Raw genomic sequence first — 26,017 nt, 5'->3', positions numbered from 1 at the left:
CTCGATCATCGCCCGGCGAGGTGGTCGAGCGCGCGGCGCGTGTCGCGCGTGACCTGCTCCGCGACGGCGGCGGGCAGCGGCGCGCGCGGCGGACGCGTCGGACCGCCCGTGCTCTCGCCGGCCACGTCGATCGACAGCTTGATGGCCTGCACGAACTCGGTGCGCGAGTCCCAGCGGAACACCGGCACGAGGTGCTTGTACAGCTCCTTCGCCTCCTCGATGCGGCCGCTCGTCGCGAGACCGTACAGCTCGACGGCCTCGCGCGGGAACGCGTTCGGGTAGCCGGCGAACCAGCCGACGGCGCCCATGATGAGCGACTCGAGCAGCAGGTCGTCGGCGCCCGCGATGACGTCGAGGCCCGTGAGGTCCTGGATCTCCGTCACGCGGCGGATGTCGCCCGAGAACTCCTTGATCGCCACGACGTTCTCGAGCGCGTCGAGGCGCTGGAGGAGCTGCGGCGTGAGGTCGACCTTGGTGTCGAACGGGTTGTTGTAGGCCATGATCGGCAGGCCCACCTCGTCGACGCGCGCGTAGTGCTCGACGACCTCGTCGTCGCTCGCCCGGTAGATGGTGGGCGGCAGGAGCAGCACGCCGTCGGCGCCGTCCTCGGCCGCGATCTCGGCCCACTTCTTCGCCTGGTGCCAGCCGACGCCGTGCACGCCGGCCACGACGATCCCGCGGTCGCCGACGGTCTCGACCGCGACCTGCACGACCTTGCGGCGCTCCTCGTCGGTGAGCGAGGAGTACTCGCCGAGCGATCCGTTCGGGCCGACGCCGCGGCAGCCGTTCGACATGAGCCAGTCGCAGTGGGCGGCGTACGCGTCGTAGTCGACGGCGAGGCCGGCGGGGGCCGACGCGTCCTCGCGGAACGGCAGCGTGGTGGCGACGACGACGCCTCCGAGGTCCAGGGCGGGTGCGGTCAAGGGGTGTCCTTCCGGTCGGTGGTGCGGGGAGGTGCTGGGGTGGTCGGGGGCGCGGGTTCGCGCGGCGGGTCGGCGGCGGGTGGCGGATCCGCGACGCCGGCGGGCGGGTCGTCGACGCCGGGCGCGGCCGCGGCGAGGGACGGGGGTCCGGCGTCGCGGCGATCGTAGGCGGCGGCGAGCTCGCCGAGGCGCACGGGCGAGGCGATGGGGCGGCGGTCGGATCCGGGGCCGGGCTCGGGCGGAGCGACCGCGGCGGGCGGGGAGGCGGCGGGCGCGGATCCGCACGCCGGTGCCTCCGCCTCGAGCAGCTGCTCGACGGTCCGCCCGCAGACGCGGCCCTGGCAGATGCCGAGGCCTGCGCGCGTCGCGAGCTTCATGGAGCGGAGGTCGGTGGAGCGCGCGGCGCGGGCGGTCGCGCGGATCCGACCCACGGGCACCTCCTCGCAGCGGCACGCGAGCGTGTCGTCGCGGAGCCAGCCGGTCCAGCCGGGGCGGATCCCGTGCGCGGCCTCGATGCGGCCGGCCACGTCGTGCGCGACGGCCCGACGGCGGACCGCGGGGGCGACGGCGGCGTCGGACGGGGATCCGCCCGCGGCGCAGTGCCCCGCGACCTCGCCCTCCGCGAGCGCCTGGTCCACTCCCCCGATGCCCGTGATCTCGCCCGCCGCGAACACGCCAGCCGGCCCGGAGCCCTGGGACGCGTCGACCTCGACGAAGCGGTCGGCGTCGATGCGGCAGCCCGCGGCGATCGGCAGCTCGAGCCGGGGCGTGAACCCGTGGCCGACGCACACGGCGTCCACCTCGATCCGCCGCTCGGTGCCCGGGATCGGCGCCCACGAGGCGTCGAGTCTCTGCACGGTGACGGCCTCGACGCGGTCGGTGCCGTGCGCCGCGACCACCGCGCTGCCGGTGGTGTAGCCGATGCGCTCGCGCGCCAGCACGGACACGTACCCGGCGAGCTCGGCGGCCTTGTGCGGGGTGCGAGCGAGGCCGAGCGGACTGCGCAGCCAGCCGCGGGCGAGACCGGGCACGCGCGCGGCCTCGTGGATCCCGACGACGCGCGCCCCCGCCTGCACGAGCGACACGGCGACCGGCAGGAGGAACGGGCCGGCGCCCGCGACGATCACGCGGTCGCCGATCGCAACGCGTTCGCCCTTCGCGAGCGCCTGCGCGGCGCCCGCGGTGAAGACGCCCGGCAGGTCCCAGCCGGGGAAGGGCAGCGTGCGGTCGTGCGCGCCGGTCGCGAGCACGAGCGCGTCCGGGCGGAGGGTCAGGGGCTCGCGGCGGGATCCGTCGACCTGGCCGACCAGCACGTGCACGACGGCGGCGGGCGGCGCTGGCGCGTCGGCGTCGGCGACGGCGGGCGCGTCCGCGTCCGGTGCCGGCCGCTCGATCGCCCACACCTGCGCGCCCGTCACGATCTCGCAGCCGTCGTCGGCCGCGAGCCGCCCGCGGAGCGCGGTGAACGCGTCCCAGCCGTGGTGCAGGATCCGCTCGCGCGCGGCGGGCCGTGTCGTCGGCAGGTGCCGCCAGTACTGGCCGCCGAGCTCGTCGGACGCGTCGAGCAGGGTGACGCGCGCGCCGCGACCGCGGGCGGCGACCGCGGCGGCCAGCCCTGCCGGTCCCGCGCCGATCACGACGACGTGCCGCCGGTCGTCCGCGCCGCTCACGACGCCTCCCCCGCGCGCGCGTCGGGCACGGTCGCGCCCGGCCCGGTCTCGACCACGTCGCCCTCGACCGCGCGCCGCTGGCAGGCGCGGACGTCCGGTAGCCCGTTCACGGTCACGGTGCAGTCGAAGCACACGCCGATCCCGCAGAAGACGCCGCGGGGACGGCCTGCGCTCGCGGTCGTCCGCCAGGCGAGCGTGCCGGAGGCGAGCAGCGCGCCCGCGATGGTCTGGCCGCTGACGCCCTCGACGGGATCCCCGTCCACGGTGAAGCGCACGGCCGCAGCCGGCTCCGGGCGGATCGGGTCACGCGCCGGATCCACGCGCCGCGGCGTCATGCGCGCGCTCCGGCCGCATCGGTCGGCAGCGCGACGCCGGGCATCGGCAGCCCGAGCGACGCGCGCGCGACGGAGAAGGGCCGCACGTCGAGCGGGGTCGCGACACCCGTCATCTGCGCGACGATGAGGTCGGCCGTCGCGACCGACAGGCCGATCCCCGCGCCCTCGTGGCCGCTCGCGTGCCAGAGGCCGGGCAGCCGCGGATCCGGCCCGACGACCGGCAGGTGGTCGGGCAGGTACGGGCGGAAGCCGCCGTAGGAGCGCATCGCGTTCGCCTCGACGAGGAAGGGGAAGAGCCGCACGGCCTTCGCGGCGAGCTCCTCCAGCACGGCCACGCGCAGCGACGCGTCGAAGCCCACGCGCTCGCGGCTGGATCCGATGAGCACCGTGCCCGACGGCGTCGACTCCACGACGCCCGAGGTCTGCAGCGCCCCGTCGCCGGATCCGACCGCGCCCACGTAGTCGCCGTCGTAGACCTTGTGCCGGATGCGGTGCGGCATGCGCGTGGTCACGAGGACGACGCCGCGGCGTGGCAGCACGGGCAGCTCGACGCCGAGGGTCCGCGCGACCTCGCCCGACCACGGTCCCGCCGCGATCAGCACGTCGTCCGCGGCGATGTCGCCCGCGCTCGTCCGAACGCCGCGGAGCGCGCCGTCCGCGTCGAGCAGCGGTCCGATGACCTCGACCCCGGTGCGCACGACCGCGCCTGCGCGCCTGGCCGACGCGGCGAGCGCCTCGGTCGCGATCGCGGGCTGCACCTGCGCGTCCTCGGGGTAGTGCACGGCCGCGGTGATCGCGGGGTTCAGCCACGGCTCGAGCTCGAGCGCCCGGCGCCGGTCGACGGGCACGGCGTCGACGCCCGCGGAGCGCTGGGTGGCGGCGAAGGCGAGGAGCGGATCCGCGCCCTCGTCTGTGGTCGTGACGACGAGCCCGCCCTTGGGCTCGTACTCGATGGAGGGCAGCGCGTCGCCCAGCTCGTCCGCGAGCTCCGCGGCCACCTCGAGCCAGCGGCGGGCGGCCAGCTGCGCGAGCTCGAGCTCGGCGCCCGGTCCCTTGTCGGAGACGAGGATGTTGCCCTCGCCCTGCGCGCTCGTGCCGGAGGCGACCGCGGCGCGCTCGACGACCGTGACGCGGATCCCGGCACGGGCGAGCGACCGGGCGCACGCGGCCCCGACGATACCCCCGCCCACGACGACCACGTGACGCGTCATGGTGTCCCTGCTCTCACGGGTGGATGCGCCTCGGGGGAGGCGGGGTGGCGAACGGCGGTGACAGTAATATGTCACACATCGTCCTCCAGGGGAAGCGCCGTGGCGCCGAGCGGATCAGGCGTCGTGATCGGCCCGGGAGGCGTCCGCATCCCCCGCGGCCTCGTCCTCCCCGTGCCCCGCCCACCAGCCGGTGGCGTGCCGGATGTGCCGCACCATCACCTCGTGCGACCCGGGTCCGTCGCCGGCGACCAGCGCCCGCAGCAGCTCGTGGTGCTCGGCCGCCGACGCGTCGAGCATGGAGCTCTCCTTCATCGACGCGAGGCCGACGAGGCGCGTGCGCGAGCGGAGGTCCGCGATGGCCTCCGTGAGCACGGGGTTGCCGAGGATGCGCGTCAGCGAGAGGTGGAACTCCTGGTCGGCCTCGAGGTACGCACGGAGGTCGCCCTCGCGCGCGCCCTGCTCGATGCGGTCGGCGAGCGCCTCGAGGCCGGGCAGCGCGCCCTCGGGCAGGTGCCCGGCGAGCCGCTCCATGGCCGGCGCCTCGAGGAGCTGGCGCACCTGCACCAGGTGGCCGAGCTCCTCGTCGCTCACGGCGGTGACGCGGAAGCCCTTGTTGCGGACCGTCTCCACGAAGCCGCGCTTCTCGAGCTCGAGCACCGCCTCGCGGACGGGCGTGGCCGAGACGTCGAAGCGCACCGCGAGCGTGGGCACGGTGATGAGCGTGCCCGGCTCCAGCTCGCCCGAGACGATGGCCGCGGACAGGGCCTGGTGCACGTGCTCGCGCAGGCTCTCGCGCGGGGGTGCGGGACGCAGTGCGGAGAGGCTCACGCGGGTCCTCCTCTGTGTCAGGACGGGGACCGCTGCTCCCGCATCCAGGACTCCAGGCCCCGTGCGTCGATCGGCAGCGCATCCGACAGCACGTCGGACCCCGTCTGCGTCACCACGATATCGTCTTCGATCCGCACCCCGATGCCCCGCAGCTCCGGCGGTACCATCCCGTCGTCCGGCGCGAAGTAGAGGCCGGGCTCCACGGTAAGCACCATGCCCGGCTCGACCGCGCGGTCGTAGCCCGCGACCCCGGCGCCCGAGCAGTCGTGCACGTCGAGCCCGAGGTGGTGCCCGATCCCGCACACCAGCCAGCGCCGGTGGTGCTGCCCGGCGGGCGAGAGCGCCTCGTCGACCGAGACCGGCAGGATCCCGAGGTCGTGCAGGCCCTGGGCGATGACCTCCATGGACGCGTGGTGGAAGTCGACGAGCGGCCGACCGGGTGCCACGGCCTCGAGGCCCGCGCGGTGGCTGCGCTCCACGATGTCGTGCACGAGCCGCTGCTCGGGCGTGAACGTGCCGTCGACGGGGATCGTGCGGGTGACGTCGGCCGTGTAGAGGCTGCGCGCCTCCACGCCCATGTCGAGCAGCACGAGCTCGCCGTCGCGGAGCGGGCCGTCGCAGCGCACCCAGTGCAGCGTCGTCGCGTGCCCGCCGCCGCCCACGATGGTGGCGTAGCCGGGGCCGTTGCCGACCGTCCGCGCGTGCCGGTCGAACGTGCCCTGCAGCCAGCGCTCCCCGCCGTGCGCGCGCGCCCGCGGGATCGCGCGCACGACCTCGGCGAAGCCCTCGACCGTGTCGTCGACCGCGCGCCGCAGCTCCTCGATCTCCCACGCGTCCTTGATCACGCGCAGCTCGCCGAGCACCGCCACGAGCGCCGCGTCGCGCGGCACGTCGGCGAGCGCGGACGGCACGCCGGTGACGGCGCCCGCGCGGCGGACGTCGCGGACGCCGGCGAGGTCGGGCGCCAAGCGGCCTGGGTCGCGCACGGGGATCCCGAGCACCCGCTGCCAGTCGGCGTGCGCGGGCGCGGGGCCGACCCAGAGCTCGCCGTGGTCGGCGTCGGAGTAGAAGCGCGGATCCCCGGGGTGCGCGGGCGCCGGCACGTGCAGGACGGCGTCGTGGCCGCCCGGCACCGCGTGCATCACGAGCACCGCGCCCTCGATCTGCACGCCGGTGAGCCACACGAAGTCGCTGTCGGCGCGGAACGCGTAGCGGCAGTCGTCGTTGCGCGTGGGCGCGTACCCGCTCACCACCGCGAGGGTGACGCCGGGCATCGCGTCGCTCAACCGGGCGCGGTGCGCGGCGGCCGCCTCGACGGCACCGGGCACGGTGGTCGGCGTGCGGTCGGGCGTGATCCAGCCGCCGGCCATGAGGTCCTGGAACGCGGGTAGCTCCGCGAGGCGCGGCGGGCGGCGCTCCTCGGGGGTGAAGGGGACGCGCGGCGCCCCGGGGTCCGTGGCGGGCGTCGTGTCGTGAGTCGTGTCGGTCATCGGGGCAGGCCTCCTCCATCGCGGGCGATCGTGTCCATCAGCCGCCCGAGCACGCCGGGCGCTCCGAGGCCGTCGTGCTCGTGCTCGTTCGTGATCCACGCGCGGGCGTTCCCCACGCGCGCGACCGTGTCCTGCTGCAGGCCCGCGTCCACGTACATGTCGTCGTGGTAGACCGCGGCGGCGAGCGGCACCTCGTTGGCGGCGAGGCGGGCCGGGTCGTAGAGCTCCGGCCAGTCGTCGCGGCGGGCCATCTCCTCCACGGCGCCGCGGAACGGGCGCAGCAGTCGGATCTCCTCGAACATCCAGGGGTACATCATCTCGCCGGTGAGCAGCAGCGGCCGGGCGGTCGGCGCGAAGGCCGGGTGCCTGCCGCGCTCCCGCTCGGCGGCCCACGCGGTCGCGGGCCGGGTCCCCGACGCGTAGATGCTCTCCTGCATCGCCGCGAACAGCGGGTTCGCCGCGTAGGAGGTGAGGCGCAGCACCTCGGCGAGCAGCACGTCGGTGGGCTCGCCGCGCTCGTCGAGCGCCTCGTCGAGGAGGGCGTGGATCCGCTCGCGCCCGGGCGCCATGCCGAGGTCGATGCCGATCGTCTGCAGGCGCTTCACGGTGAGGACGTCGCCGTCCGGCAGCGTCACGTCGCCGACCTGGAGCCGGTCCGCGAGGCGGGACAGGATCCCCACGTCGCCCGGGTAGCGCGCGTGGTAGCCGGCGTTCTTCCGGACCGTGCGCGGGTAGGTCCGGCGGTAGACCTCCTCGGCGTCGGGGTCGAGCGACGCGAGGCCGCCCGTCACGTAGCAGGCCGACAGCGCCTCCGGCGCGAGCGACAGGTACGTGAGCGTGAGGAACCCGCCGTAGCTCTGGCCGAGCGTCGACCAGCGGCGCCCGCCCTCGAGGTGCTGCCGCAGCGCCTCGGCGTCCTGCACGATCGCGTCGGCGCGGAAGAGAGCGAGGTACCGGGCGGCGGACGCGTGGTCGTCGCCGAACCGGAGCATCGTGCGCGCCGTCACGGGCGTGCTCCGCCCGGTGCCGCGCTGGTCGAGGAGCACGACGCGGTGCGTGCGGAGGGCGTGGCCGATCCACCCGCCGTCGTCGAGCACGCGCGGCGACTTCCCGCCCGGGCCGCCCTGGAGGTAGAGGAGCGCGGGCAGGTCGTCGCCGCGGCGGTCGGGCGCGACGAGCTCGCGGGCGAACACCGTGATCGTCGCGGTGGGCTCGCCGTCGCGCGCCGCGCCCCAGTCGAGCGGGACCTCGATCTCGTGGTCGGTGACGTGGACGCCGGGGACGGTCGCGGATCCGACGATCACGCGGCCGACCCGCCCGCCGTCTCGATGGCCGTCGTGTCGAGCCCGGCCGCCGCGCGCGCCATCTGGCGCTTGCGGTCCCACTCGGGGTCGATGCGCGGCACGGCGTCGAGCAGGGCGCGCGTGTACGGGTGCTGCGGGCGCTCGAACACGTCGTCGCGCGTCCCCTCCTCCACGACCCTGCCCGAGCTCATCACGGCGACGCGGTCGGAGAGCTGCCGCACGACCGCGAGGTCATGCGCGATGAAGACGTAGCTGAGGCCGCGCTCGCGCTGTAGGTCGCGGAGCAGGGCGATGACGCGCGCCTGCACCGTCACGTCGAGCGCGGAGACCGCCTCGTCGCACACGATGAGCCCGGGGCTCACGGCGAGCGCCCGTGCGATGCCGATGCGCTGGCACTGCCCGCCCGAGAACTGCGCCGGGTAGCGCTGCGCGTGATCCGGGTTCAGGCCGACGCGGTCGAGCAGGTCGCGCACGAGCTGCCCGTGGCCGCCGGGAGTCGTGATGCCCTGGTATCGCAGCGGCGCGCTGATGATCTGCTCCACCGTGTGCCGCGGGTTGAGCGACGACGCCGGATCCTGGAACACCACCTGCACCTGCCGCCGGAACTCGCGGAGGGCGGCGCCCTTCGCGTGCGTCATGTCCTCGCCCTTGAGCGCGAACGTGCCGGAGGTCGGGTCGAGCAGGTGCGCGATGATCCGCGCGGTGGTCGACTTGCCGGACCCGGACTCGCCCACGATGGAGAGCGTCTGCCCGGTCGGCACGTCGAGGCTCACGCCGTCGACCGCGAGGAAGCGGCGCACCGGCGGTCGGAGCCCGCGACCGCCGCGCGTCACGTACTCCTTCGTGAGGTCGCGCGCGGACAGGAACGGCTCGGGCGTCGCCGCGGCGGGCGCGGTCGGGGTGGATGCGGGCGCGGAGGCGTCGTGGCGGCTCATGAGGCGGATCCCGTCGTCTGGCGGTCGTATGCGGCGTCGATGCGGGGGATCGCCTCGAGCAGGGCGTGCGTGTACGGATCCTCCGGCGCGGTGAACACGCGCTCGGTGGTGCCGCTCTCGACGCGGTGCCCGCCCTGCATGACGAGCACCTCGTCGGCGAGGGAGGACACGACGGCGAGGTCGTGGGTGATGACGAGCATGCCCATCCCCGTCTCCGCGCGGATGGAGCGCAGCAGGTCGAGGATCTGCGCCTGCACCGTCACGTCGAGCGCGGTGGTCGGCTCGTCGGCGATGAGCAGCTCGGGCTCGAGGCACAGCGCCATCGCGATCATGATGCGCTGCCGCATGCCGCCCGAGAACTGGTGCGGGTAGTGGTCGACGCGCGTCGCGGCCTCCTTGATCCCGACCCGGTCGAGCGCCGCGACCACGGTCGACCGCACGGCCTTCCGGGAGCCGGGGCGATGCGACCGGTAGGCCTCCTCGATCTGCAGCCCCACCGTGTAGTAGGGGTTGAGCGAGGAGAGCGGATCCTGGAAGACCATCGCCATGCGGTCGCCCCGCATGGCCCGCAGCTCCCTGTCGCTCCGGCCGACGAGCTCCTCGCCCGCCAGCTTGATGCTGCCGGTGACCTTCCCGCCGCGCGGCACGAGGCCCATCACGGCGAGCGAGGTCATCGACTTGCCGGATCCGGACTCCCCCACGATGCCGAGGGTGCTGTCCGGCTCCACGCGGAAGGAGAGGTCCTTCACCACCTCCACCGGCCCCCGGGAGGTGGGGAACGCGATGGTGAGGTGCTCGACCTGGAGAAGCGGGGTCCCCGGGACGGCCCGGGCGGGCGGCTGGTACGGTGCGGTGGCGGTCACGAGGTGATCCTCACTCGGGGGTCGAGCACGGTGTACAGCACGTCGACGACCACGTTCCCGACGACCACGAAGGTGGCGGCGAGGAGCGTGACGCCCATGATGACGGGCTGGTCGTTCTTGGCGATGGAGTCGGCGGCGAGCTTGCCGACGCCGTTGAGGCCGAAGACGGACTCGGTGATCACGGCTCCGCCGAGCAGCCCGGCGAAGTCCATGCCGAACAGCGTCACGACGGGCGTGAGCGACGGCCGGAGGGCGTGGCGGCGGATCACGAGCGCCGCCGACAGGCCCTTGGCGCGCGCCGTCCGCAGGTAGTCCTCCTGCAGCGTGTCGATCACGTTCGCCCTCACGATGCGCGCGTAGATCGCCGCGTAGCCGAGCGCGAGCACCAGCCACGGCATGAGGTACGACTCGAACCACAGGACGGGGTCGTCGGAGAACGCGACGGACTGCGGGAACGGCAGGATCTGCAGCTGCACCACGAGCACGTACTGCAGGAGCAGCGCCGCGAAGGTGATCGGCACGCTGATCCCGGTGAGCGCCGCCCCCATCGCGGTCCGGTCCCACACGCTGCCCTGCTTGATCGCGCTGACGAGGCCGCCGGCCACGCCGAACACCACCCAGAGGACGGCCGCACCGACCGCGATGGTGACGCTCACGGGGAGGCGGGACAGCATCAGGTCGAGCACGGGCTGCTGCGTCTGGAAGCTGAAGCCCAGGCACGGCGCGGCGCACTGGATCGCCGTCGAGCCGTCGCCGTATGACCGGCCCGTGAAGATCCCCGTGACGAAGTCGCCGTACTGCGCCCAGAACGGCCGGTCGAGGCCGAGGAGCTGGCGGATGGAGTCGATCTTGTCCGGCGTGCAGGTCTTGCCGCAGATGGTGACGGCGGGGTCCGGTTGGAGCAGGAAGAAGATCATGTAGGTGAACAGGCTGATGAGCGCGAGCACGATCAGCGCGGATCCGGCGCGGCGGAGGAGATAGCCGATCATGCCGCCTCCCCCTGCTCGAGCGCGGTGCGGAGGTGGTCGCCGAAGACCGTGAACGCCAGCACCGTGAGGAAGAGGAACGAACCCGGCACGATGAAGTACGCCGGGTCCACCGTGTACCAGGTAACCGAGTCGGCGATCATCTGGCCCCACGACGGCGTCGGCGGCAGCACGCCCACGCCGAGGAACGACAGGCTCGCCTCGGTGCCGATGTAGCTCGGCACCGCGAGCGTGGCCAGCACGATGACGGTGCCGCGCAGGTTCGGCAGCACCTCCCGGAAGATCACGCCCATCGACGAGGCGCCGGACGCCCGGGCGGCCTCCACGAAGTCGCGCGTGCGGATCGTCATGGTCTGGCCGCGCACGATCCGCGCCGTGTACGGCCAGCCGAAGACGCTGAGCACCAGGACCAGCAGCGCCGGGCGGTTGCCCGCGGGCAGGGCCGACAGGATCGCGATCATGAAGATCAGCGCCGGGAATGCCATGAGGAAGTCCATGACCCGGGACACGACCTGGTCGACGATCCCGCCGAAGTAGCCGGCGACCATGCCCGCGACCACTCCGATCGTCGTGGTGACGACCGTGGCGGAGACCGCGATGAGCAGGGACACCCGGGCGCCGTACGCGATGCGGGCGAACAGGTCACGGCCGTTCTGCGGCTCGACGCCGAACCAGTGCGAGGCGCTGACACCGCCGAACGGGCCGATGGGCAGGCCGCCGAGGACGGGATCCACGGCGTCGGCGTCGAAGGTCGTGGGGCCCCAGCCGGTGATCCCGGACAGGAGCGGCGCGAAGACCGCGAGCACCAGGACGATCACCACGAACGCGGTGCTGAGGATCACGGACGGCTTCGACCGGAGGGCCGCGACCACGCGCTTCGTCGGCGTGACGGCCGGCGGCCGTCCCGTCGGGTAGGCGGGGGCCGAGTCGGGCGCCGAGGCGCCCTGCAGGGTGGCGGTCACCGATTACTTCCCCGTGTGGAGGCCGATGGTGGCGTAGTCGATCCCGCCCGCGAAGACGGGGCTCGAGTAGGCGTTCCGCACGTTCTCGCCCACGACGAGCACCGACTGCGCGAACAGCAGCGGCACGGTCGGAGCGAGCTGCTGGATCTGCTCGTCGAGGTCACCCCACGCGGTCTTCGCCGCGTCGAGGTCGGTCATGGCCGAGACCTCGTCGATCTTCGCGTTGACCGCGGCATCGTCCAGCTGGGAGAGGTCGTTGTTGCCCTTGTCGCTGATCTGGCGTCCGTCGAAGAGCGTCGGGAGCACCGTGCTGGGCGACAGCCAGTCCGGGCACCAGCCGGTGACGGCGGCGTCGTGCTGCTGCGAGGGGGTGCCGATGGTCTCGTAGTACGTCGCCGTGTCGATGATGTTGAACTCGACGGTGATGCCCACCTTCGCGAGCGACTGCTGGAGCGCCTCGGCCTGCTTCTGCGCGGTGGGCAGGTTGCGAACGTCGAGGGTCATCGTGAAGCCATCGGGGACGCCGGCCTCGGCGAGCAGCGCCTTCGCCTTGTCGACGTCACCCGCGCTGTCGGTGCTCGGGTAGAGGTCGAAGTCCTTGTGGCCGGGGATGGAAGGGGTGAGCATCGTGGACGCGGGCTCCGCGATGGAGGGGCCGCCGGCGACGTCCGCGAGGGACTTCTTGTCGATCGCGTAGGAGATCGCCTGCCGGACGCGCACGTCGCTGAGGTGGGGCTTGGTCGTGTTGAGGCCCAGGTACGTAGTGCACGCCTGGTCGCCGGTCACGGTGCGGGCCTTGATCTGCGGGGTCTGGATGCGCGACACGCTGGCGGCGGTGATCGTGTAGGCGATCGCGTTCTTGTCGTCCCCCTGGCCGGCGAGCATGCGCTCGTCGATGGTCGCCTGGTCGAGGCCGACCGTGAACTGCCACTTGTCGGGCTTGGCGGTGCGCACGTCGTCGGTCGCCTGGTCCCACTCGGGGTTGCGCTCGAGGGTGAGGGAGGACCCTGCCGTGCGCGCGGTGACCCGGTACGGACCGGAGGCGATGGGCTGCTGGTCCATGCTCGTGACCGTCACCCTGTCCTTGTCGACCGGGAACGGGGTGAAGGTGCTCTGTGCCGCGACGCTCGCGAACTCCGGCACGGAGCGGTTGAGGTGGAAGACGATGGTCTTCTCGTCCGGCGTCTCGATGGATGACAGGTCGCCGGACTCGTACGGGCCCTTGTAGGAGTCGCCGCCTGCGAGGTAGAGGCGCGTGTACGGGGTGCCGATGGCGAGCGCCGGGTCGAACGAGCGCTCCACGCCGAACTTCACGGACTGGCTCGTGATGGGCGAACCGTCCTCGAACTTGAGGCCGTCCTTCAGCGTGAAGGTCCACGCCGTCGCGTCGGCGTTGGGCGTGCCGGTGTCGGTCGCGAGGTCGGGCGCGATCGTCGCGCCGTCCTTGCCGGACGTGGTGGTGAGCGTCCGGTAGATCAGCCGGTAGAGGTCCTGGACACCGGTGTCGTAGCCCATCTCCGGATCGAGGTGCGAGAAGTCCGTGCTCGCGAGCACCTGCATGGTGCCGCCGGTGTCGGCGGGACCGGTGACGCCGCCAGCTGCGGCGCCGCCGCCTGCGCCGGCGCAGGACGTGAGGGCGAGGCTGGCAGCGACGGCCAGCCCTACTGCGGTGATTCGTCTGTTCATCGGACTCTCGTTTCGTGGATGGCGGCCGGGGCGCGCCGGGTGGGGAGTGACGGACGGGGTCGTGCGATGGGAGGGATGGGGAGGAAGAGGAGGTGCACGCGACCGCCCCGGATCGGGTGGACCCGGGTGGCGTGCGCGCGCGGGACGGCTCAGCCGGTGTCGGCGGCGCGGATCCAGACCCGCATGGCGGCGGGCGACCGGTTGCCCCAGAGGGCGTACGGCACGAGCACGGCGTCGACGGGGTCGGCCGACGCGGCGGGTGCGGTGGTGCCGGGGACGACCTCGGGGTAGAGCTCGTCCGGAGCGGGCAGCGCGCGGCGGAGCCGCACGGCGACCGCGACGCCCGACGCGGGATCGGCGGCGTCCGACGCCGGGCCCCACGGCGCGGCGAGCGGGAGCGGGACGGTCCGTGCCTGCGCCAGTTCGCCCGGGTCGAGGAGCAGGTCGTCGACGGGTGCGCCGGCGTCCTCCTGCTCGATGGCGAACACGATCGGCCCGCGCGCCACCGCGAGGGTCCCGCGGGTGGCGTCGAGGTGCGGGTGGGATCCGAGGGCGCGCACCGGCATGTCCAGCTCGACCAGGAGCGCGTCGCCGGCGGCCCAGGCGCGGGTGGCGCGGATCCACCGGTCGCCGGCCTCCGCGTCGACCTCGACGGTGGACCCGTCGGCGCCCTGCACGACCGCGGTCGCGGAGCGGCACCAGCCCGGGCGGCGGATCACGATGCCGCTCTCCGCGCCGGATGCGCGCAGCACCTCCACGCGCACGGCGCCGTCCCACGGGTAGTCGGTCGTGACGCGCACGTCGAGCGCGTCGGTGCGGATCACGCAGGCGGCCGGGTGGGCGATCACGAGGTCGTCGCCGTCCTGCACCGCGACGTGGTCCTGCAGCTCGCTCATCCAGCGCACGATGTTCGGCGGGCAGCACGGGCAGGTGAACCACGGGCGGCGCATCAGCTCGCCCTCGGTCTCGGCGCCGGACTGCGCGTGGTGGTCGGGCCGGCGCTGGAGCGGGTTGTCGTAGAAGAAGCCCGTGCCGTCGGCGGAGAGCCCCACGGCGTAGGCGTTGAAGAGCACGGTCTCGTGCGTGTCGAGGAAGCGGGGCTCGCCGGTGGCGAGGAAGAGGCGCCAGGCCCACTGCATCACGGCGATGGCCGCGCAGGTCTCGCTGTAGGACCGCTCGCTCGGCAGCTCGTACGCGTCGCCGATGGCCTCGTCGGAGTGGCGGCTGCCGAGCCCGCCCGTCACGTAGAGGCGGGTGCGGACCGCGTCGTCGAACAGGCGGACGGATGCGGCGAGCAGATCCGCGTCGCCGGTCTCCGTCGCCACGTCCGTGGCGCCCGCGGCGAGGTACGCCATGCGGACGGCGTGGCCCGTGACGGCCGGCATCTCGCGGAAGGGGTGCGCGTCCTGGAAGTACTCGGCCGGGAAGATCCGCGTCGCCACCGTGCCGTGCCCGCGCCGGTCGACGAACGCGGAGGCGAGGTCGAGGTAGCAGCGCTCCCCCGTCTCGCGGTGCAGCTCGACGAGCGCCATCTCGACCTCGGGATGGCCGCAGACCTCGGCGCGAGCGCCCGGGCCGAACTCGCGGACCGCGGCGTCGGCGAAGCGGCGGGCCACGGCGAGGAGACGGCCGTCGCCGCCCTGGCGGGAGTCGGCGACCGCGGCCTGGATCAGGTGCCCGAGGTTGTAGAGCTCGTGGCCCCACGCGAGGTCGGACCAGGGCTCGCGGTCGGATCCGGGCCGCTGCACGTACGAGCCGATGTAGCCGTCGGCCGCCTGCACGCGCTCGAGCACATCCGTCGCCTCGTCGACGAAGGCCCGCATCTCCGCTGTCGCGGTGCCCCGGCCGATCTCGTAGGCCACGCCCTCGAGGGTCTTGTAGACGTCGGTGTCGAGGAACGGGTACCGCGGGACGGGCCGCTCGCCCGGCCCGTCGACCGCCGCGCGGAGGTCGTCGAGGTTGCCCGCCGTGGCCATGGAGGCGATGGCGTGGGGGATGGTGCGGGCCCGGTTGCGCTCCTGCCAGGCGGCGAGCAGGCCGCCCTCGAGGGCGACGGCGCCGGTGCCCAGCGGGCGCCGGGATCCGGTGGTGGGGAGGACGGCGGCGCGACGTGCGCCCACGCGGATAGCATCCGCATCTGCTCCGGTCACTGCCATGGCGCTCCCTCGTCCGGCCTCGGGCAGCCGGTGGTAGGTGACATATTACAAATACGCCATACGGTGTTGGCAATCCCGATGAAGCGTTTGCGGCCTCCCGTTACACGCTGTTTACATGCGGCCCCGATGGCGCGGCCGTCGCCGGGCCCGACCGATACCACGCCCCGCCCGCTCCCCACAGCCCGCAGAGGGCGCACGGCCGGACCAGTACGATCGTGGGCAACGGCGACAGCTCTTCGGGTGAGCTGTCCCGCCAGCGCCGGGCCGGTCTTCGGGTAAAAGTCGGCCGTGTGCGCGGCTCGGTCCCGCAGCCCTCGAGGCTCGGGACCGGGTCCCTCTCCCCGGCCGCCGCTCCGGCCGGCCGGCGTCCCGGGGCGCGGACGCCCTGCTCGGAGGGCGCTCTATCCGGCCGCGGCGGATCCGGCGACGACCGCGAGCAGCCCCTCGCCGTAGGTGTCGAGCTTCTTCTGCCCGACGCCCGTGATCCCAGCGAGCTGCCCCAGATCAGCCGGCCGCACGGTCGCGACCTCACGCAGGGTGACGTCGGCGAACACGACGTACGCGGGCACACCCTGCTCCTTCGCCTGCTCCGAGCGCCAGCCCCTGAGCGCCTCGAACAGGTCCTGGGCCTCCTCGGGGAGGTCGACCACCTGGCCGCCCTTCGCCCGGGTCGTGCGGGTGCCGCGTCCGCGCACGATGCGCTCGGGCTCCTGCCGCATGGGCACCTGCCGGGATCCGCTGAGCACGTCGCCGCTGCCCGCGGTGATGACGAGGGTGCCGTATCCGTCGTCGCTCACGCCGAGGAGGCCCTGGGCGAGGAGCTGGCGGACGACGCCGCGCCACTGCACGTCGGTGAGCTCCCCGCCGATGCCGAAGGTGGCGAGCTGGTCGTGCCCCTGCTGGCGGACGCGGTCGGTCTCGTTGCCGAGCAGGATGTCGATGAGGTGCGCGGCCCCGAAGCGCTGGTTCCGCTCGCGCTGCAGCCGGACGATGGTGGACAGCAGCTTCTGCGACGGCACCGTGGCATCCCACGTCTCGACGGGCTCGAGGCACGTGTCGCAGTTGCCGCACGGACCCGTCTCCTCGCCGAAGTAGCGGAGGAGCTGCACGCGGCGGCAGCCGACCGTCTCGCACAGCGCGAGCATCGCGTCGAGGTGCTGCGAGAGCCGACGTCGGTGCTGCGCGTCTCCCTCGGACTGGTCGATCATGCGGCGCTGCTGCACGACGTCCTGCAGGCCGTAGGCGAGCCACGCGGTGGATGGGAGGCCGTCGCGGCCCGCGCGACCCGTCTCCTGGTAGTAGCCCTCGATGGACTTCGGCAGGTCGATGTGGGCGACGAAGCGCACGTCGGGCTTGTCGATGCCCATGCCGAACGCGATGGTGGCGCACATCACGATGCCGTCCTCGCGGAGGAAGCGCGCCTGGTTGCGCTGGCGCACCGCGGCGTCGAGGCCCGCGTGGTACGGCAGCGCGGTGATGCCCTGCTTGTTCAGCGCCTCGGCCGTCTGCTCGACGGTCTTGCGGCTCAGGCAGTAGACGATGCCGGCGTCGCCCGCGTGCTCGTTCTTGATGAGGTCGACCAGCTGCTTGCGCGGCTCGGCCTTCGGGACGATGCGGTAGCGGATGTTCGGCCGGTCGAACGAGGAGACGAAGTGGCGCGCGTCCTGGAGGCCGAGGCGCGCGGTGATGTCAGCGTGCGTGGCCTCGTTGGCCGTCGCGGTGAGCGCGATGCGCGGCACCTGGGGCCAGCGCTCCTGCAGCATCGACAGCGCGAGGTAGTCCTTGCGGAAGTCGTGGCCCCACTGGGAGACGCAGTGGGCCTCGTCGATGGCGAACAGCGCGATGCGCGCCTCGTCGAGGAGGCGGCCCATCCGGTCGAGGATGAGGCGCTCGGGCGCGAGGTAGAGCAGGTCGAGGTCGCCGTCGAGCAGGGCGCGCTCGACCTCGCGGCTGGTCTCGAGGTCCTGCGTGGAGTTGAGGAACGCGGCCCGGACGCCGACGGCGCGCAGGGCGTCGACCTGGTCCTGCATGAGCGCGATGAGCGGCGAGATGACGACGCCCGTGCCCTCGCGCACGAGGCTCGGGATCTGGTAGCAGAGGGACTTGCCGCCGCCCGTGGGCATGAGCACCAGCGCGTCGCCGCCGCCGATGACGTGCTCGACGATCTCCTGCTGGTCGCCGCGGAAGGCGTCGTACCCGAAGACCGTGCCGAGGCGCTCGAGGGCGGGGGCCAGAGCGGTGCCGGACGCGGCTGATCCGGCGGGAGCGGGAGGGGTGGAGGTCATCGGGGCAATCGTATCCGGGGCGTGCTCGGCGGACGGCGGCGGTGCGCGTCGTGGGGACGCGGACGGCCCCTCCCGGATGGGGAGGGGCCGTCGGTGCGGATCAGGCGCGGGTCAGATCGCGGTCGGGTCGGCGCTCGCGCCGGGCGTGGCCTGCGCGGCCTCGGCGGCGGCCTGCTCCTTGAGGGCGGCCACGTCGACGGCGCGCACCTCCTCGATGAGCGACTCGAGCGCCGGGGCGGGCAGCGCGCCCGCCTGGCTGAAGATGAGCGTCTGGTCCTTGAAGATCATCAGCGTCGGGATGGCGGAGATGTTCGCCTGCTGCGCGAGGAACTGCTGCGCCTCGGTGTCGACCTTGCCGTGGACGATGTCGGCGTGCTTCTCGCTCGACTTGTCGAAGACGGGCGCGAACTGCTTGCAGGGGCCGCACCAGTCGGCCCAGAAGTCGACGACGACGATGCCGTTGGAGTCGACGATGCTCTCGAAGTTCTCGGCGGTCAGCTCGGTGGTGGCCATGGTGCGTCCTCTTCTCGTGCTCGGTTCGTGCGGTCTCGGGGTGCAACCGGGCGCGCGGCCCGCGCATTCCGCGTGCGGCGGGCGGCTACCAGACGAGGACGATCGACGGCCAGACGGTGCTCGACCCCTTCGCCTGGCCGTCGCCCGCGTAGCTCGCGGTGATCAGGTGGATCCCGCGGGAGAGCTTCGGCAGCGTGACAGTTGCGCGGCCCGCGTCGGCCGCCGTGACGTCGATGGTGGCGATCGCGCGGCCCCGGTCGAGGATCTGCACGCGGCCGGTCGGAACCGTCGCGCCGGCGGCGAGCTTCACCGTGTAGCGCACCGGCTGCCCGTTGCGGACGAGCAGGCGGTCGGCGTACCCGGTGAGGGTCGACGCGTCGCGGATCGTGTCGAGGCCGACCTTGACGGGATCGTGGTCGCTCGAGCGGAAGGCGCTGGATCCGTCGGTGGCGGCCCCGCCGTACTCGCGCGCCGACCACTCCGGAGCGTTGATGTCCCAGACGCCGACGCCCGTGACCGCGGCCGCGCCGGCGCGGGTCGCGAGCACGTGGTCGAGGGACCCGACCTCGCCGTCGAACGAGTACGTGCGCTCGCCGGGCGCCTTCGCGGCCACGAGGTCGACGAAGCCGGCGTCGCGGAGGACCTGGATCGGGTCCTCCTCCGAGTAGGCGTTGAAGTCGCCGAGGAGGTAGACGAGGTCGGATCCGCTCGACGCCTGCAGCTCGGACGCGAAGCGCGCCACGGCCTTCGCCTGCGCGACCCGGTCGGCGTTGAAGAAGCCCTGGCCGTCGGCGGGCTGCGTGCCGGATCCGGACTTCGACTTGAGGTGGTTCGCGACGACCGTGAAGGTCCGGTCGCCGCCGCGGAAGGACTGCGCGATCGGCTCGCGCGCGTTGCCCCAGACCGTCTCGTCGATCTGCGTGGCCGCCTGGCCCACGGGCGTGACCGCGTCCGTGCGGTAGATGATCGCGTTCTGGATCTCGTCGGTGGGCGTCGACTGCAGCGCGGCGGGGGTGCGCACGTAGTCCCACACGGGCTTGCCCGCTGCGTCATTGAGGCCGCGCACGAGGTCGGCCGTCGCGGTGTCCGCGGGCTCGCCGAAGCGCGTCGAGTTCTCGATCTCCATCAGCGTCACGACCTGCGCGTCGAGCCCGGTGATGGCCGTGACGATCTTCGCGCGCTGCTTCCGGAACTCCTCCGCGGTGACGGCGCCGCGCTCGCCCAGCGTCGTGAAGTAGTTGAGGACGTTGAACCCGGCGATGCGCACGTCGCCGCCCACCTCGGGCGACGAGGCCGGACGCGGGTTCCCGCTCGTGAAGGTCGGCACGCGGCCGGCCGCGTCGAGCGAGGTGACGGGGGTAGTGGGCTGGAGGCGCCAGTCGTCGAAGCCGAAGGCGAGCACGTACGGGGTGGCCGGGAAGACCGGGACGTCGCCGTTGCGGACCACGCGGTCGGCCGAGTAGTAGGGCTGCGTCGCGCCCGCGGGATAGGCCGCGTTCGTGAGCTGGATGTTGTACCCGTCGTCGAGCAGGAGCCGGCGCGCGCGGTTGTCGGCGGCGATCCGGTCGGCCTCGGCACCCGGCCGCACGACGTCGGTGGCCTTGACGGGCAGGTCGGCGCCGGCGCTCAGCCAGAGCGTGCCCAAGGTGTCGAGCTGGTGCGCGGATCCGACGCGGTAGTCGCCCGTGGGCGTCACGAGCATGCTCTCGAGCGACTCGCGGTCGGCGCCGCGGAGCGTGTCGGGGAGCGGGGTCGCGGCGGGCACGCCGACGCCGGCCTGCACGAGGTCGGTCGCCGTCGCGGCGAGCTGGGTCTGGCCCTGGCGCTCGGACGCGGTGCCCGTGACGCGCACGAGGTCGCCGATCGCGACGGCCGGGTCGGCGCTCGCGAGGTAGACGAAGATCCCGTCGGAGCCGCCGGGCGTCTGGTCGGTCGCGCCGCCCGAGCCCGCGGTCTGGATCACGATGCCGGCATACCCGCTCGCCCCGCGGTGGTCGGCGGTGACGACGCCCTCGACCGTGACGACGCGGCCGGCGAACGGGGTAGCGCTGCCGGTGCCCTGGACGTCGGCGATGGCGACGGTCTCGGCCTCGGCGGGCGACGCGACGAGCGCGGACAGGCCGAGCGCCAGGGCGGTCGCGACGGCGAGCGGGCGGGCGATGCGGCGGGCCGGGCCGGATCGGCGCTCCCGGGATGCGGGTGCGGTGTCGGTCTCGGTCATGGCGTCGTCCCCCTCGGCGTCGCGGTTCCCCCGCATGGGGGATCACCCGTCGAGCGTAGGCCGGGCGCGGCCCCGGGCGGAGGGCCGCCACCGGATCGTCACCGGCTCGTCATGCGATCGTCGCGGCGCGCCGGGAGGAGGCGTCGACCACGATGGCGCGGGACCGCTGCCACGTACTATCGTCAGGACAAACATCCGCTCGACGGCCCGAGGAGCAGTGCGACGACGCATGATCCAGACCCGCACCACCCCCGCATCCCGCGCCGCCGCGACGGCCCGCCCGAGCCGGCCCGCGGGATCCGCCGCGTGAGGGCCACCGTCGCCGGCGCGCCCGTGAGCTTCGGCGTGTTCGAGCTGACGCCAGAGGGCGCCGAGGTCGTGACCCCCGACGACATGGTCGAGGCCCTCGCCGAGACGGGGTACGCGGGGATCGACCTCGGGCCCGTCGGCTACCTCGGCCGCGGCCGGGAGCTGCGCGACCGGCTGGCCGGTGCGGGACTCGAGCTCGCGGGCGGCTGGATCCAGCTCCCCCTCTCCGACGACGACGCGTTCGAGTCGTCCCTCCCGGAGCTCCAGGCGTCGCTGCGCGTCTTCCAGGAGGCGGCCGAGGCGGGGCCCGCGCGCCTGCCGCTGCCGACGCTCGCCGACGCCGGATCCGCGACCCGCGCCGCCGCCCCCGGCCGCGGCGCCGAGGCCGACCCGCTCGACGACGCCGCGTGGTCGCGCCTCGTCCGCAACACCGCGCGCGCCGCGGAGATCACGCGCGCCGCGGGCTTCGAGCCGACCTTCCACCACCACGCGGGCACGTTCGTGGAGTCGCCCGCGGAGATCGACCGCTTCCTCGACGAGGTCGACGTGGGGCTCACGCTCGACACCGGCCACCTCGTGATCGCGGGCGGCGACCCGCTCGCGGCGATCTCCCGCTGGGGCGCGCGGATCACCCACCTGCACCTCAAGGACGTCGACGGCGCCGAGCTCCGCCGGGTGCTCGCGGCCGGCGGCGGCATGCGCGAGGTCTGGTCCTCCGGGGCGTTCGCGGCGTTCGGCCGCGGCGACGTCGACCTCGCGAGCGTGATGACCGCGATCGAGGCGCAGGGCTACGACGGCTGGGTGGTCGTGGAGCAGGACGTGCTCAACGCGCCCGACGCCGACATCCGCCGCTTCCGCGCCGAGCGCACGGAGGACCAGCGCGTCAACCGCGAGGCGCTGCGCACCTGGGCCTGACCCGGCACGCGACCCGCCGCGCACCGGCACCACCACCACGACGAACGAGGACCCACGACATGACCACGACCCCCCTGCGCTTCGGACTGATCGGCACCGGCCGCATCGGCCAGGTCCACGCCGCGAACATCGCCGCGGATCCCGACGCCGAGCTCGCGTGGATCTGCGACCCCTTCGTCGACGGCGCCCGCGCCCTCTCCGCCCGCCTCGGCGGCCGCGTCACCGAGGACGCGGCCGAGATGATGGCGTCGGGTGGGATCGACGCGGTCCTCATCGCCTCGCCCACGCCCACGCACGTCGACCTCATCGCCGCCGCGATCGACGCCGGCCTGCCCGTGCTCTGCGAGAAGCCCATCGACCTCGACATCGCGAGGGTGGATGCGCTCCTCCCCCGCGTGGTGTCGTCCGGCGTGCCCGTGGCGCTCGGCTTCAACCGCCGCTTCGACCCGGCGTTCGCGGAGGCGCGCGCCCGCGTGGCCGCGGGCGAGATCGGCGCGCTCGAGCAGCTGTCGATCGTCAGCCGCGACCCGGCCGCGCCGCCCGCCGCGTACGTGGCGGTCTCGGGCGGGATCTTCCGCGACATGACCATCCACGACCTCGACATGGCGCGCGCGTTCCTGCCCGACATCGTCGAGGTGCAGGCGACCGGGTCCACCACCTTCGACCCCGGCGCGCGCGAGCACGGCGACTTCGACACCGCGGTCGTGACGCTCCGGGCCTCCACGGGCGCGCTCGTGGTCATCACCAACTCCCGGCACAGCGCCGTCGGCTACGACCAGCGGATCGAAGCGTTCGGCTCGCGCGGATCCCTGCAGGTCTCGAACGCGCTCACGAGCCTCGTCAGCGTCTCGACCGCCACGAGCGTCGAGGGCAAGCCGCCGTACCAGGACTTCTTCCTCGAGCGCTACGCCGCCGCGTACGTCGCGGAGCTGCGCGCCTTCATCCGCCTGGCCCGCGGCGAGGCCTCCGACAGCCCGACCTTCCAGGACGGCCGCGCGGCGCTCGTGCTCGCGGACGCGGCGCAGCGCTCGGCCGTGGAGCGCGTGGCGGTGCCCGTCTCGCTCTGAGCCCGGCGCACGCACGCGCCCACCCGCCCGACCGCGCCCGCCGCGGTCGGGCGTCCTCGCGCGCGCGGGAGACCAGAGCAGGCGGCACACTGGAGGGTCGGATCGTTCGGATCCGCCGGCAGGACGACGGCGGGTCACGACATGGATCCGTCTTGTCAGCATGTGTTGACAAACAACGTCGGGCGGGACGAAGATCGCCCCGACGACGACGTCCAGGACCCCCGCGCGGGCGTCCGCCCGACAAGGAGCATTCGATGAAGAACAGATTCCTCGCCCCCCTCGGCCTCGCGATCGCGGCGGGGTTCCTCCTCACCTCGTGCGCGGGCACCGGCCAGGAGGCCGCGCCCACCGCGGGCGGAGCGAACGGCGGCGGCGGCGACCTCACCTTCGCGGTGGTCACGCACTCCGGCCCGGGCGACGCCTTCTGGGACCGCGTGAAGTCGGGCGCCGAGACCGCCGGCGGCCAGTACGGCGCCACCGTCACGTACAACGCGGACCCGGATCCCGCCAAGCAGTCCCAGCTCATCGACAACGCCGTCGCGCAGAAGGTCGACGGGATCGTGGTCTCCATGGCGAACCCCGACGGCGTGAAGGACAGCGTCGAGAAGGCCGTGGCCGCGGGCATCCCCGTCGTCACCATCAACTCCGGGATCGAGCGCTCCGCCGAGTTCGGCGCCCTCACCCACATCGGCCAGAGCGAGACCGTCGCGGGCGAGGCCGTCGGCAAGCGCCTCGGCGAGGCGGGCCTGAAGAACGCGCTCTGCGTGATCCAGGAGGCAGGCAACGTCGGCCTCGAGGAGCGCTGCTCCTCCGCGGCGAGCGCGTTCTCCGGCCAGATGGCGAACCTCCAGGTGGACGGCACGAACGACGCCGACGTGAAGGCGACCATCAAGTCCAAGCTTCAGGCGGATCCCTCCATCGACGGCGTGCTCACGCTCGGCGGCCAGTACGCGATCGACGCGGTCGGCGCCGTCGAGGAGTCGGGCAGCAAGGCCCAGATCGGCACGTTCGACCTCTCGGAGGACGTCGTGAGCGCGGTCGAGGCCGACAAGATCCTGTTCGCGGTCGACCAGCAGCCCTACGTGCAGGGCTTCCTCGGGATCACCGCGCTCGACCTCTACGCCACCAACGGCAACGTCATCGGCGGCGGCCAGCCCGTCTACTCCGGACCCGCGTTCGTGACCAAGGACAACGCGGCGCAGGTCGCCGAGTTCGCGAAGAACGGCACCCGCTAGGCGGTCGGGCCGGGCGCGCCCGAAGCGCCCGGCCCGCCGCCTCCCCTCTCCCCCATCCGCACCCCACCGCACCGCCCGACGCCCACCGAAGGAGCCCGCGTTGACCACGACGGACATCGTGACGATCGCCACGAGGCCGCGCCTCGAGAACAGGCCGATCCGCAAGATCCTCGCCCGGCCGGAGATCGGCGCCCTCGTGGCCGCCCTCGCCGTGCTGGTGTTCTTCTCCCTCTACACGCCGCAGTTCCTCACCCTCGCCGGCGCGGGAGTGTGGCTCGAGTCGGCCTCGACCTTCGGGATCATGGCGGTCGCCGTCGCGATGCTCATGATCGGCGGCGAGTTCGACCTCTCCGCCGGCGTGATGACGGGCTTCTCGGCCCTCGTGGTCGGCATCCTCACGTCGCACTACGGGCTCAGCATCTGGGTCGCGGTGCTCGTCTCCCTCGCGGCGGCCCTCGCGGTCGGCGCGCTCAACGGCTTCCTCGTGATGAAGACGGGACTGCCGAGCTTCATCGTCACGCTCGGCACGTTCTTCGCGCTCGCGGGCGTCGACCTCGCGGTCACGAAGCTCATCACCGGCCAGGTGGCGATCCAGGGCATGACGAAGGTGCCGTCGTACGACGCCATACAGCCGATCTTCGGCTCGTCGCTCGAGATCGGCGGCGGCAACTTCTACGTCTCGGTGCTGTGGTGGTTCCTGGTCGCGGCTGTCGCCACCTGGATCCTCCTGCGCACCCGCGCCGGCAACTGGATCTTCGCGGTCGGCGGCGCCAAGGAGTCCGCCCGCCAGGTGGGCGTCCCGGTCTTCAAGACCAAGGTCGGCCTCTTCATGGGCACCGCGGGCGCGGCCTGGCTCGTCGGCATGATCTCCCTGTTCCGCACCTCCACGGTGCAGGCGAACACGGGGGTGGGCCAGGAGTTCATCTACATCATCTGCGCGGTCGTCGGCGGGTGCCTGCTCACGGGGGGCTTCGGCTCGGCCATCGGCGCGGCGCTCGGCGCGCTGATCTACGGCATGGTCTTCCAGGGCATCACGTTCGCCCAATGGGACACGAACTGGCTGCGCACGATCCTCGGCGTGATGCTCCTCGCGGCGGTGCTCCTCAACAACCTGGTGCGGACGCGGGCGGGAGGCGGACGATGACGACCGAGACGAGCGCGAGCGCCGCCTCCGAGCCCCTCGCGGGCGCCGTCCCCAGCGCCGCCGAGGAGGCCGGCGGACGCCCCACTCCCCCGCTGCCGCCTGCCGGCACGACCATCCTCGAGGTCCGCGACATCGGCAAGAGCTACGGCGCCGTCAACGCGCTCACGGGCGTCTCGACCGTGGTCGCCGCGGGCGAGGTCACGTGCGTGCTGGGCGACAACGGCGCGGGCAAGTCGACCTTCATCAAGATGCTCGCGGGCGTGCACGCGCCGAGCGAGGGCACGATGCTGCTCGACGGCGAGCCCGTGACGCTCGGATCCCCGCGCGCCGCGCTCCAGGCCGGCATCGCGACCGTCTACCAGGACCTCGCGGTCGTGCCGCTCATGCCCGTGTGGCGGAACTTCTTCCTCGGCTCCGAGATCACGAAGGGCACGGGGCCGTTCCGCCGACTCGACGTGGCCGCCATGAAGGCCGTCACGCACGAGCAGCTCGCGCAGATGGGCATCGACCTGCGCGACGTCGACCAGCCCATCGGCACGCTCTCCGGCGGCGAGCGCCAGTGCGTCGCCATCGCCCGGGCCGTGCACTTCGGCGCGCGCGTGCTGATCCTCGACGAGCCCACCGCCGCGCTCGGCGTCAAGCAGTCCGGCGTCGTGCTGCGGTACATCGCGCGCTCGCGCGACCGCGGGCTCGGCGTGGTCTTCATCACGCACAACCCGCACCACGCGTTCCCGGTGGGCGACCGGTTCCTGCTGCTGAACCGCGGATCCAGCCTCGGCACGTTCGAGAAGGACGAGATCACGCTGGGCGAGCTCACGAGCCTCATGGCCGGCGGCGCGGAGCTGGACTCGCTGGCGCACGAGCTCGCGCGCGATCCGGGCGCGGACCCTGGCCCGGAGGGAGCCGCGCCGGCGTCCGGCCGCTGAACCGCCGCATGCCAGGATGAGGCGTTGACCTGACCTACGAGGGAGCGATCGAC

General features: G+C 73.5%; 21 protein-coding genes. 5 read left to right on the top strand and 16 right to left on the bottom strand.

All coding sequences use genetic code 11. From position 1 onward, the window contains the following. Positions 1 to 5: 5 nt before the first annotated feature. The 16 genes from NL142_RS04000 to NL142_RS03925 form a co-directional block, all read right to left on the bottom strand. Positions 6 to 923: a dihydrodipicolinate synthase family protein gene (locus NL142_RS04000; RefSeq protein WP_435081063.1), complete on the bottom strand. Its 918-nt coding sequence runs from the start codon at positions 921 to 923 to the stop codon at positions 6 to 8. Next, complete coding sequence (locus NL142_RS03995) at positions 920 to 2,593, bottom strand: FAD-dependent oxidoreductase (protein ID WP_435081062.1); 1,674 nt, start codon at positions 2,591 to 2,593, stop codon at positions 920 to 922. Before NL142_RS03995 ends, NL142_RS04000 begins: the two co-directional genes overlap by 4 nt. Beyond that, positions 2,590 to 2,928, bottom strand: coding sequence for a (2Fe-2S)-binding protein (locus NL142_RS03990; protein ID WP_012037493.1), 339 nt, complete (start codon positions 2,926 to 2,928; stop codon positions 2,590 to 2,592). Before NL142_RS03990 ends, NL142_RS03995 begins: the two co-directional genes overlap by 4 nt. Further along, positions 2,925 to 4,139, bottom strand: coding sequence for an NAD(P)/FAD-dependent oxidoreductase (locus tag NL142_RS03985; protein WP_435081061.1), 1,215 nt, complete (start codon positions 4,137 to 4,139; stop codon positions 2,925 to 2,927). The genes NL142_RS03990 and NL142_RS03985 overlap by 4 nt, the downstream gene beginning before the upstream one ends. A gap of 114 nt (positions 4,140 to 4,253) precedes the next feature. Continuing rightward, the gene (locus NL142_RS03980) at positions 4,254 to 4,967 is read right to left on the bottom strand and encodes a GntR family transcriptional regulator (RefSeq protein WP_194683219.1); all 714 of its coding nucleotides are present in this window, start codon (positions 4,965 to 4,967) and stop codon (positions 4,254 to 4,256) included. Positions 4,968 to 4,984: 17 nt separating this feature from the next. After that, a complete protein-coding gene (locus tag NL142_RS03975) occupies positions 4,985 to 6,457 on the bottom strand; it encodes an aminopeptidase P family protein (protein ID WP_435081060.1) in 1,473 nt (490 codons plus the stop codon). After that, entirely contained in the window at positions 6,454 to 7,761 is a 1,308-nt protein-coding gene (locus NL142_RS03970) for an alpha/beta fold hydrolase (protein ID WP_435081059.1), read from the bottom strand. Before NL142_RS03970 ends, NL142_RS03975 begins: the two co-directional genes overlap by 4 nt. Next, complete coding sequence (locus tag NL142_RS03965; RefSeq protein WP_435081058.1) at positions 7,758 to 8,696, bottom strand: ATP-binding cassette domain-containing protein; 939 nt, start codon at positions 8,694 to 8,696, stop codon at positions 7,758 to 7,760. The genes NL142_RS03970 and NL142_RS03965 overlap by 4 nt, the downstream gene beginning before the upstream one ends. Continuing rightward, positions 8,693 to 9,559, bottom strand: coding sequence for an ABC transporter ATP-binding protein (locus tag NL142_RS03960; protein ID WP_435081057.1), 867 nt, complete (start codon positions 9,557 to 9,559; stop codon positions 8,693 to 8,695). The genes NL142_RS03965 and NL142_RS03960 overlap by 4 nt, the downstream gene beginning before the upstream one ends. Continuing rightward, positions 9,556 to 10,548 carry an ABC transporter permease gene (locus tag NL142_RS03955; RefSeq protein ID WP_435081056.1) on the bottom strand — a complete coding sequence of 331 codons (993 nt, stop codon included), beginning with the start codon at positions 10,546 to 10,548 and terminating at the stop codon, positions 9,556 to 9,558. Before NL142_RS03955 ends, NL142_RS03960 begins: the two co-directional genes overlap by 4 nt. After that, positions 10,545 to 11,507: an ABC transporter permease gene (locus NL142_RS03950; protein WP_435081055.1), complete on the bottom strand. Its 963-nt coding sequence runs from the start codon at positions 11,505 to 11,507 to the stop codon at positions 10,545 to 10,547. The genes NL142_RS03955 and NL142_RS03950 overlap by 4 nt, the downstream gene beginning before the upstream one ends. A 3-nt stretch (positions 11,508 to 11,510) precedes the next feature. Beyond that, positions 11,511 to 13,193 carry an ABC transporter substrate-binding protein gene (locus NL142_RS03945; RefSeq protein WP_435081054.1) on the bottom strand — a complete coding sequence of 561 codons (1,683 nt, stop codon included), beginning with the start codon at positions 13,191 to 13,193 and terminating at the stop codon, positions 11,511 to 11,513. Positions 13,194 to 13,342: 149 nt separating this feature from the next. Next, entirely contained in the window at positions 13,343 to 15,313 is a 1,971-nt protein-coding gene (locus NL142_RS03940) for a glycoside hydrolase family 127 protein (RefSeq protein ID WP_435081053.1), read from the bottom strand. Between the two features lie 437 nt (positions 15,314 to 15,750). Next, entirely contained in the window at positions 15,751 to 17,634 is a 1,884-nt protein-coding gene (gene recQ, locus NL142_RS03935; RefSeq protein WP_435081052.1) for a DNA helicase RecQ, read from the bottom strand. A gap of 111 nt (positions 17,635 to 17,745) precedes the next feature. Next, a complete protein-coding gene (gene trxA, locus NL142_RS03930) occupies positions 17,746 to 18,147 on the bottom strand; it encodes a thioredoxin (RefSeq protein ID WP_012037481.1) in 402 nt (133 codons plus the stop codon). 85 nt (positions 18,148 to 18,232) lie between these two features. Continuing rightward, complete coding sequence (locus tag NL142_RS03925) at positions 18,233 to 20,368, bottom strand: ExeM/NucH family extracellular endonuclease (protein WP_435081051.1); 2,136 nt, start codon at positions 20,366 to 20,368, stop codon at positions 18,233 to 18,235. Positions 20,369 to 20,674: 306 nt separating this feature from the next. On the opposite strand from NL142_RS03925, the gene NL142_RS03920 reads away from it, so the two are divergent. From NL142_RS03920 to NL142_RS03900, 5 genes are all read left to right on the top strand, one after another. Then, positions 20,675 to 21,592, top strand: a complete 918-nt coding sequence (locus tag NL142_RS03920) for a sugar phosphate isomerase/epimerase family protein (protein WP_194683226.1) — start codon at positions 20,675 to 20,677, stop codon at positions 21,590 to 21,592. Between the two features lie 59 nt (positions 21,593 to 21,651). After that, positions 21,652 to 22,659 (top strand): inositol 2-dehydrogenase, encoded by a 1,008-nt coding sequence (gene iolG, locus NL142_RS03915; protein ID WP_435081050.1) that lies wholly within the window; start codon positions 21,652 to 21,654, stop codon positions 22,657 to 22,659. A 254-nt stretch (positions 22,660 to 22,913) separates the two neighbouring features. Further along, the gene (locus NL142_RS03910) at positions 22,914 to 23,894 is read left to right on the top strand and encodes a sugar ABC transporter substrate-binding protein (RefSeq protein ID WP_435081049.1); all 981 of its coding nucleotides are present in this window, start codon (positions 22,914 to 22,916) and stop codon (positions 23,892 to 23,894) included. Between the two features lie 100 nt (positions 23,895 to 23,994). Further along, positions 23,995 to 25,038 carry an ABC transporter permease gene (locus NL142_RS03905; RefSeq protein ID WP_043584937.1) on the top strand — a complete coding sequence of 348 codons (1,044 nt, stop codon included), beginning with the start codon at positions 23,995 to 23,997 and terminating at the stop codon, positions 25,036 to 25,038. Beyond that, complete coding sequence (locus NL142_RS03900; protein WP_435081048.1) at positions 25,035 to 25,964, top strand: ATP-binding cassette domain-containing protein; 930 nt, start codon at positions 25,035 to 25,037, stop codon at positions 25,962 to 25,964. The genes NL142_RS03905 and NL142_RS03900 overlap by 4 nt, the downstream gene beginning before the upstream one ends. The last annotated feature ends 53 nt before the right edge of the window (positions 25,965 to 26,017 follow it).

This window comes from Clavibacter quasicaliforniensis (genome assembly GCF_051201715.1).
GTDB lineage: Bacteria > Actinomycetota > Actinomycetes > Actinomycetales > Microbacteriaceae > Clavibacter > Clavibacter seminis.
The sequence above is the reverse complement of the archived record's forward strand: the minus strand, read 5'-3'. Positions and strand labels throughout refer to the sequence as shown.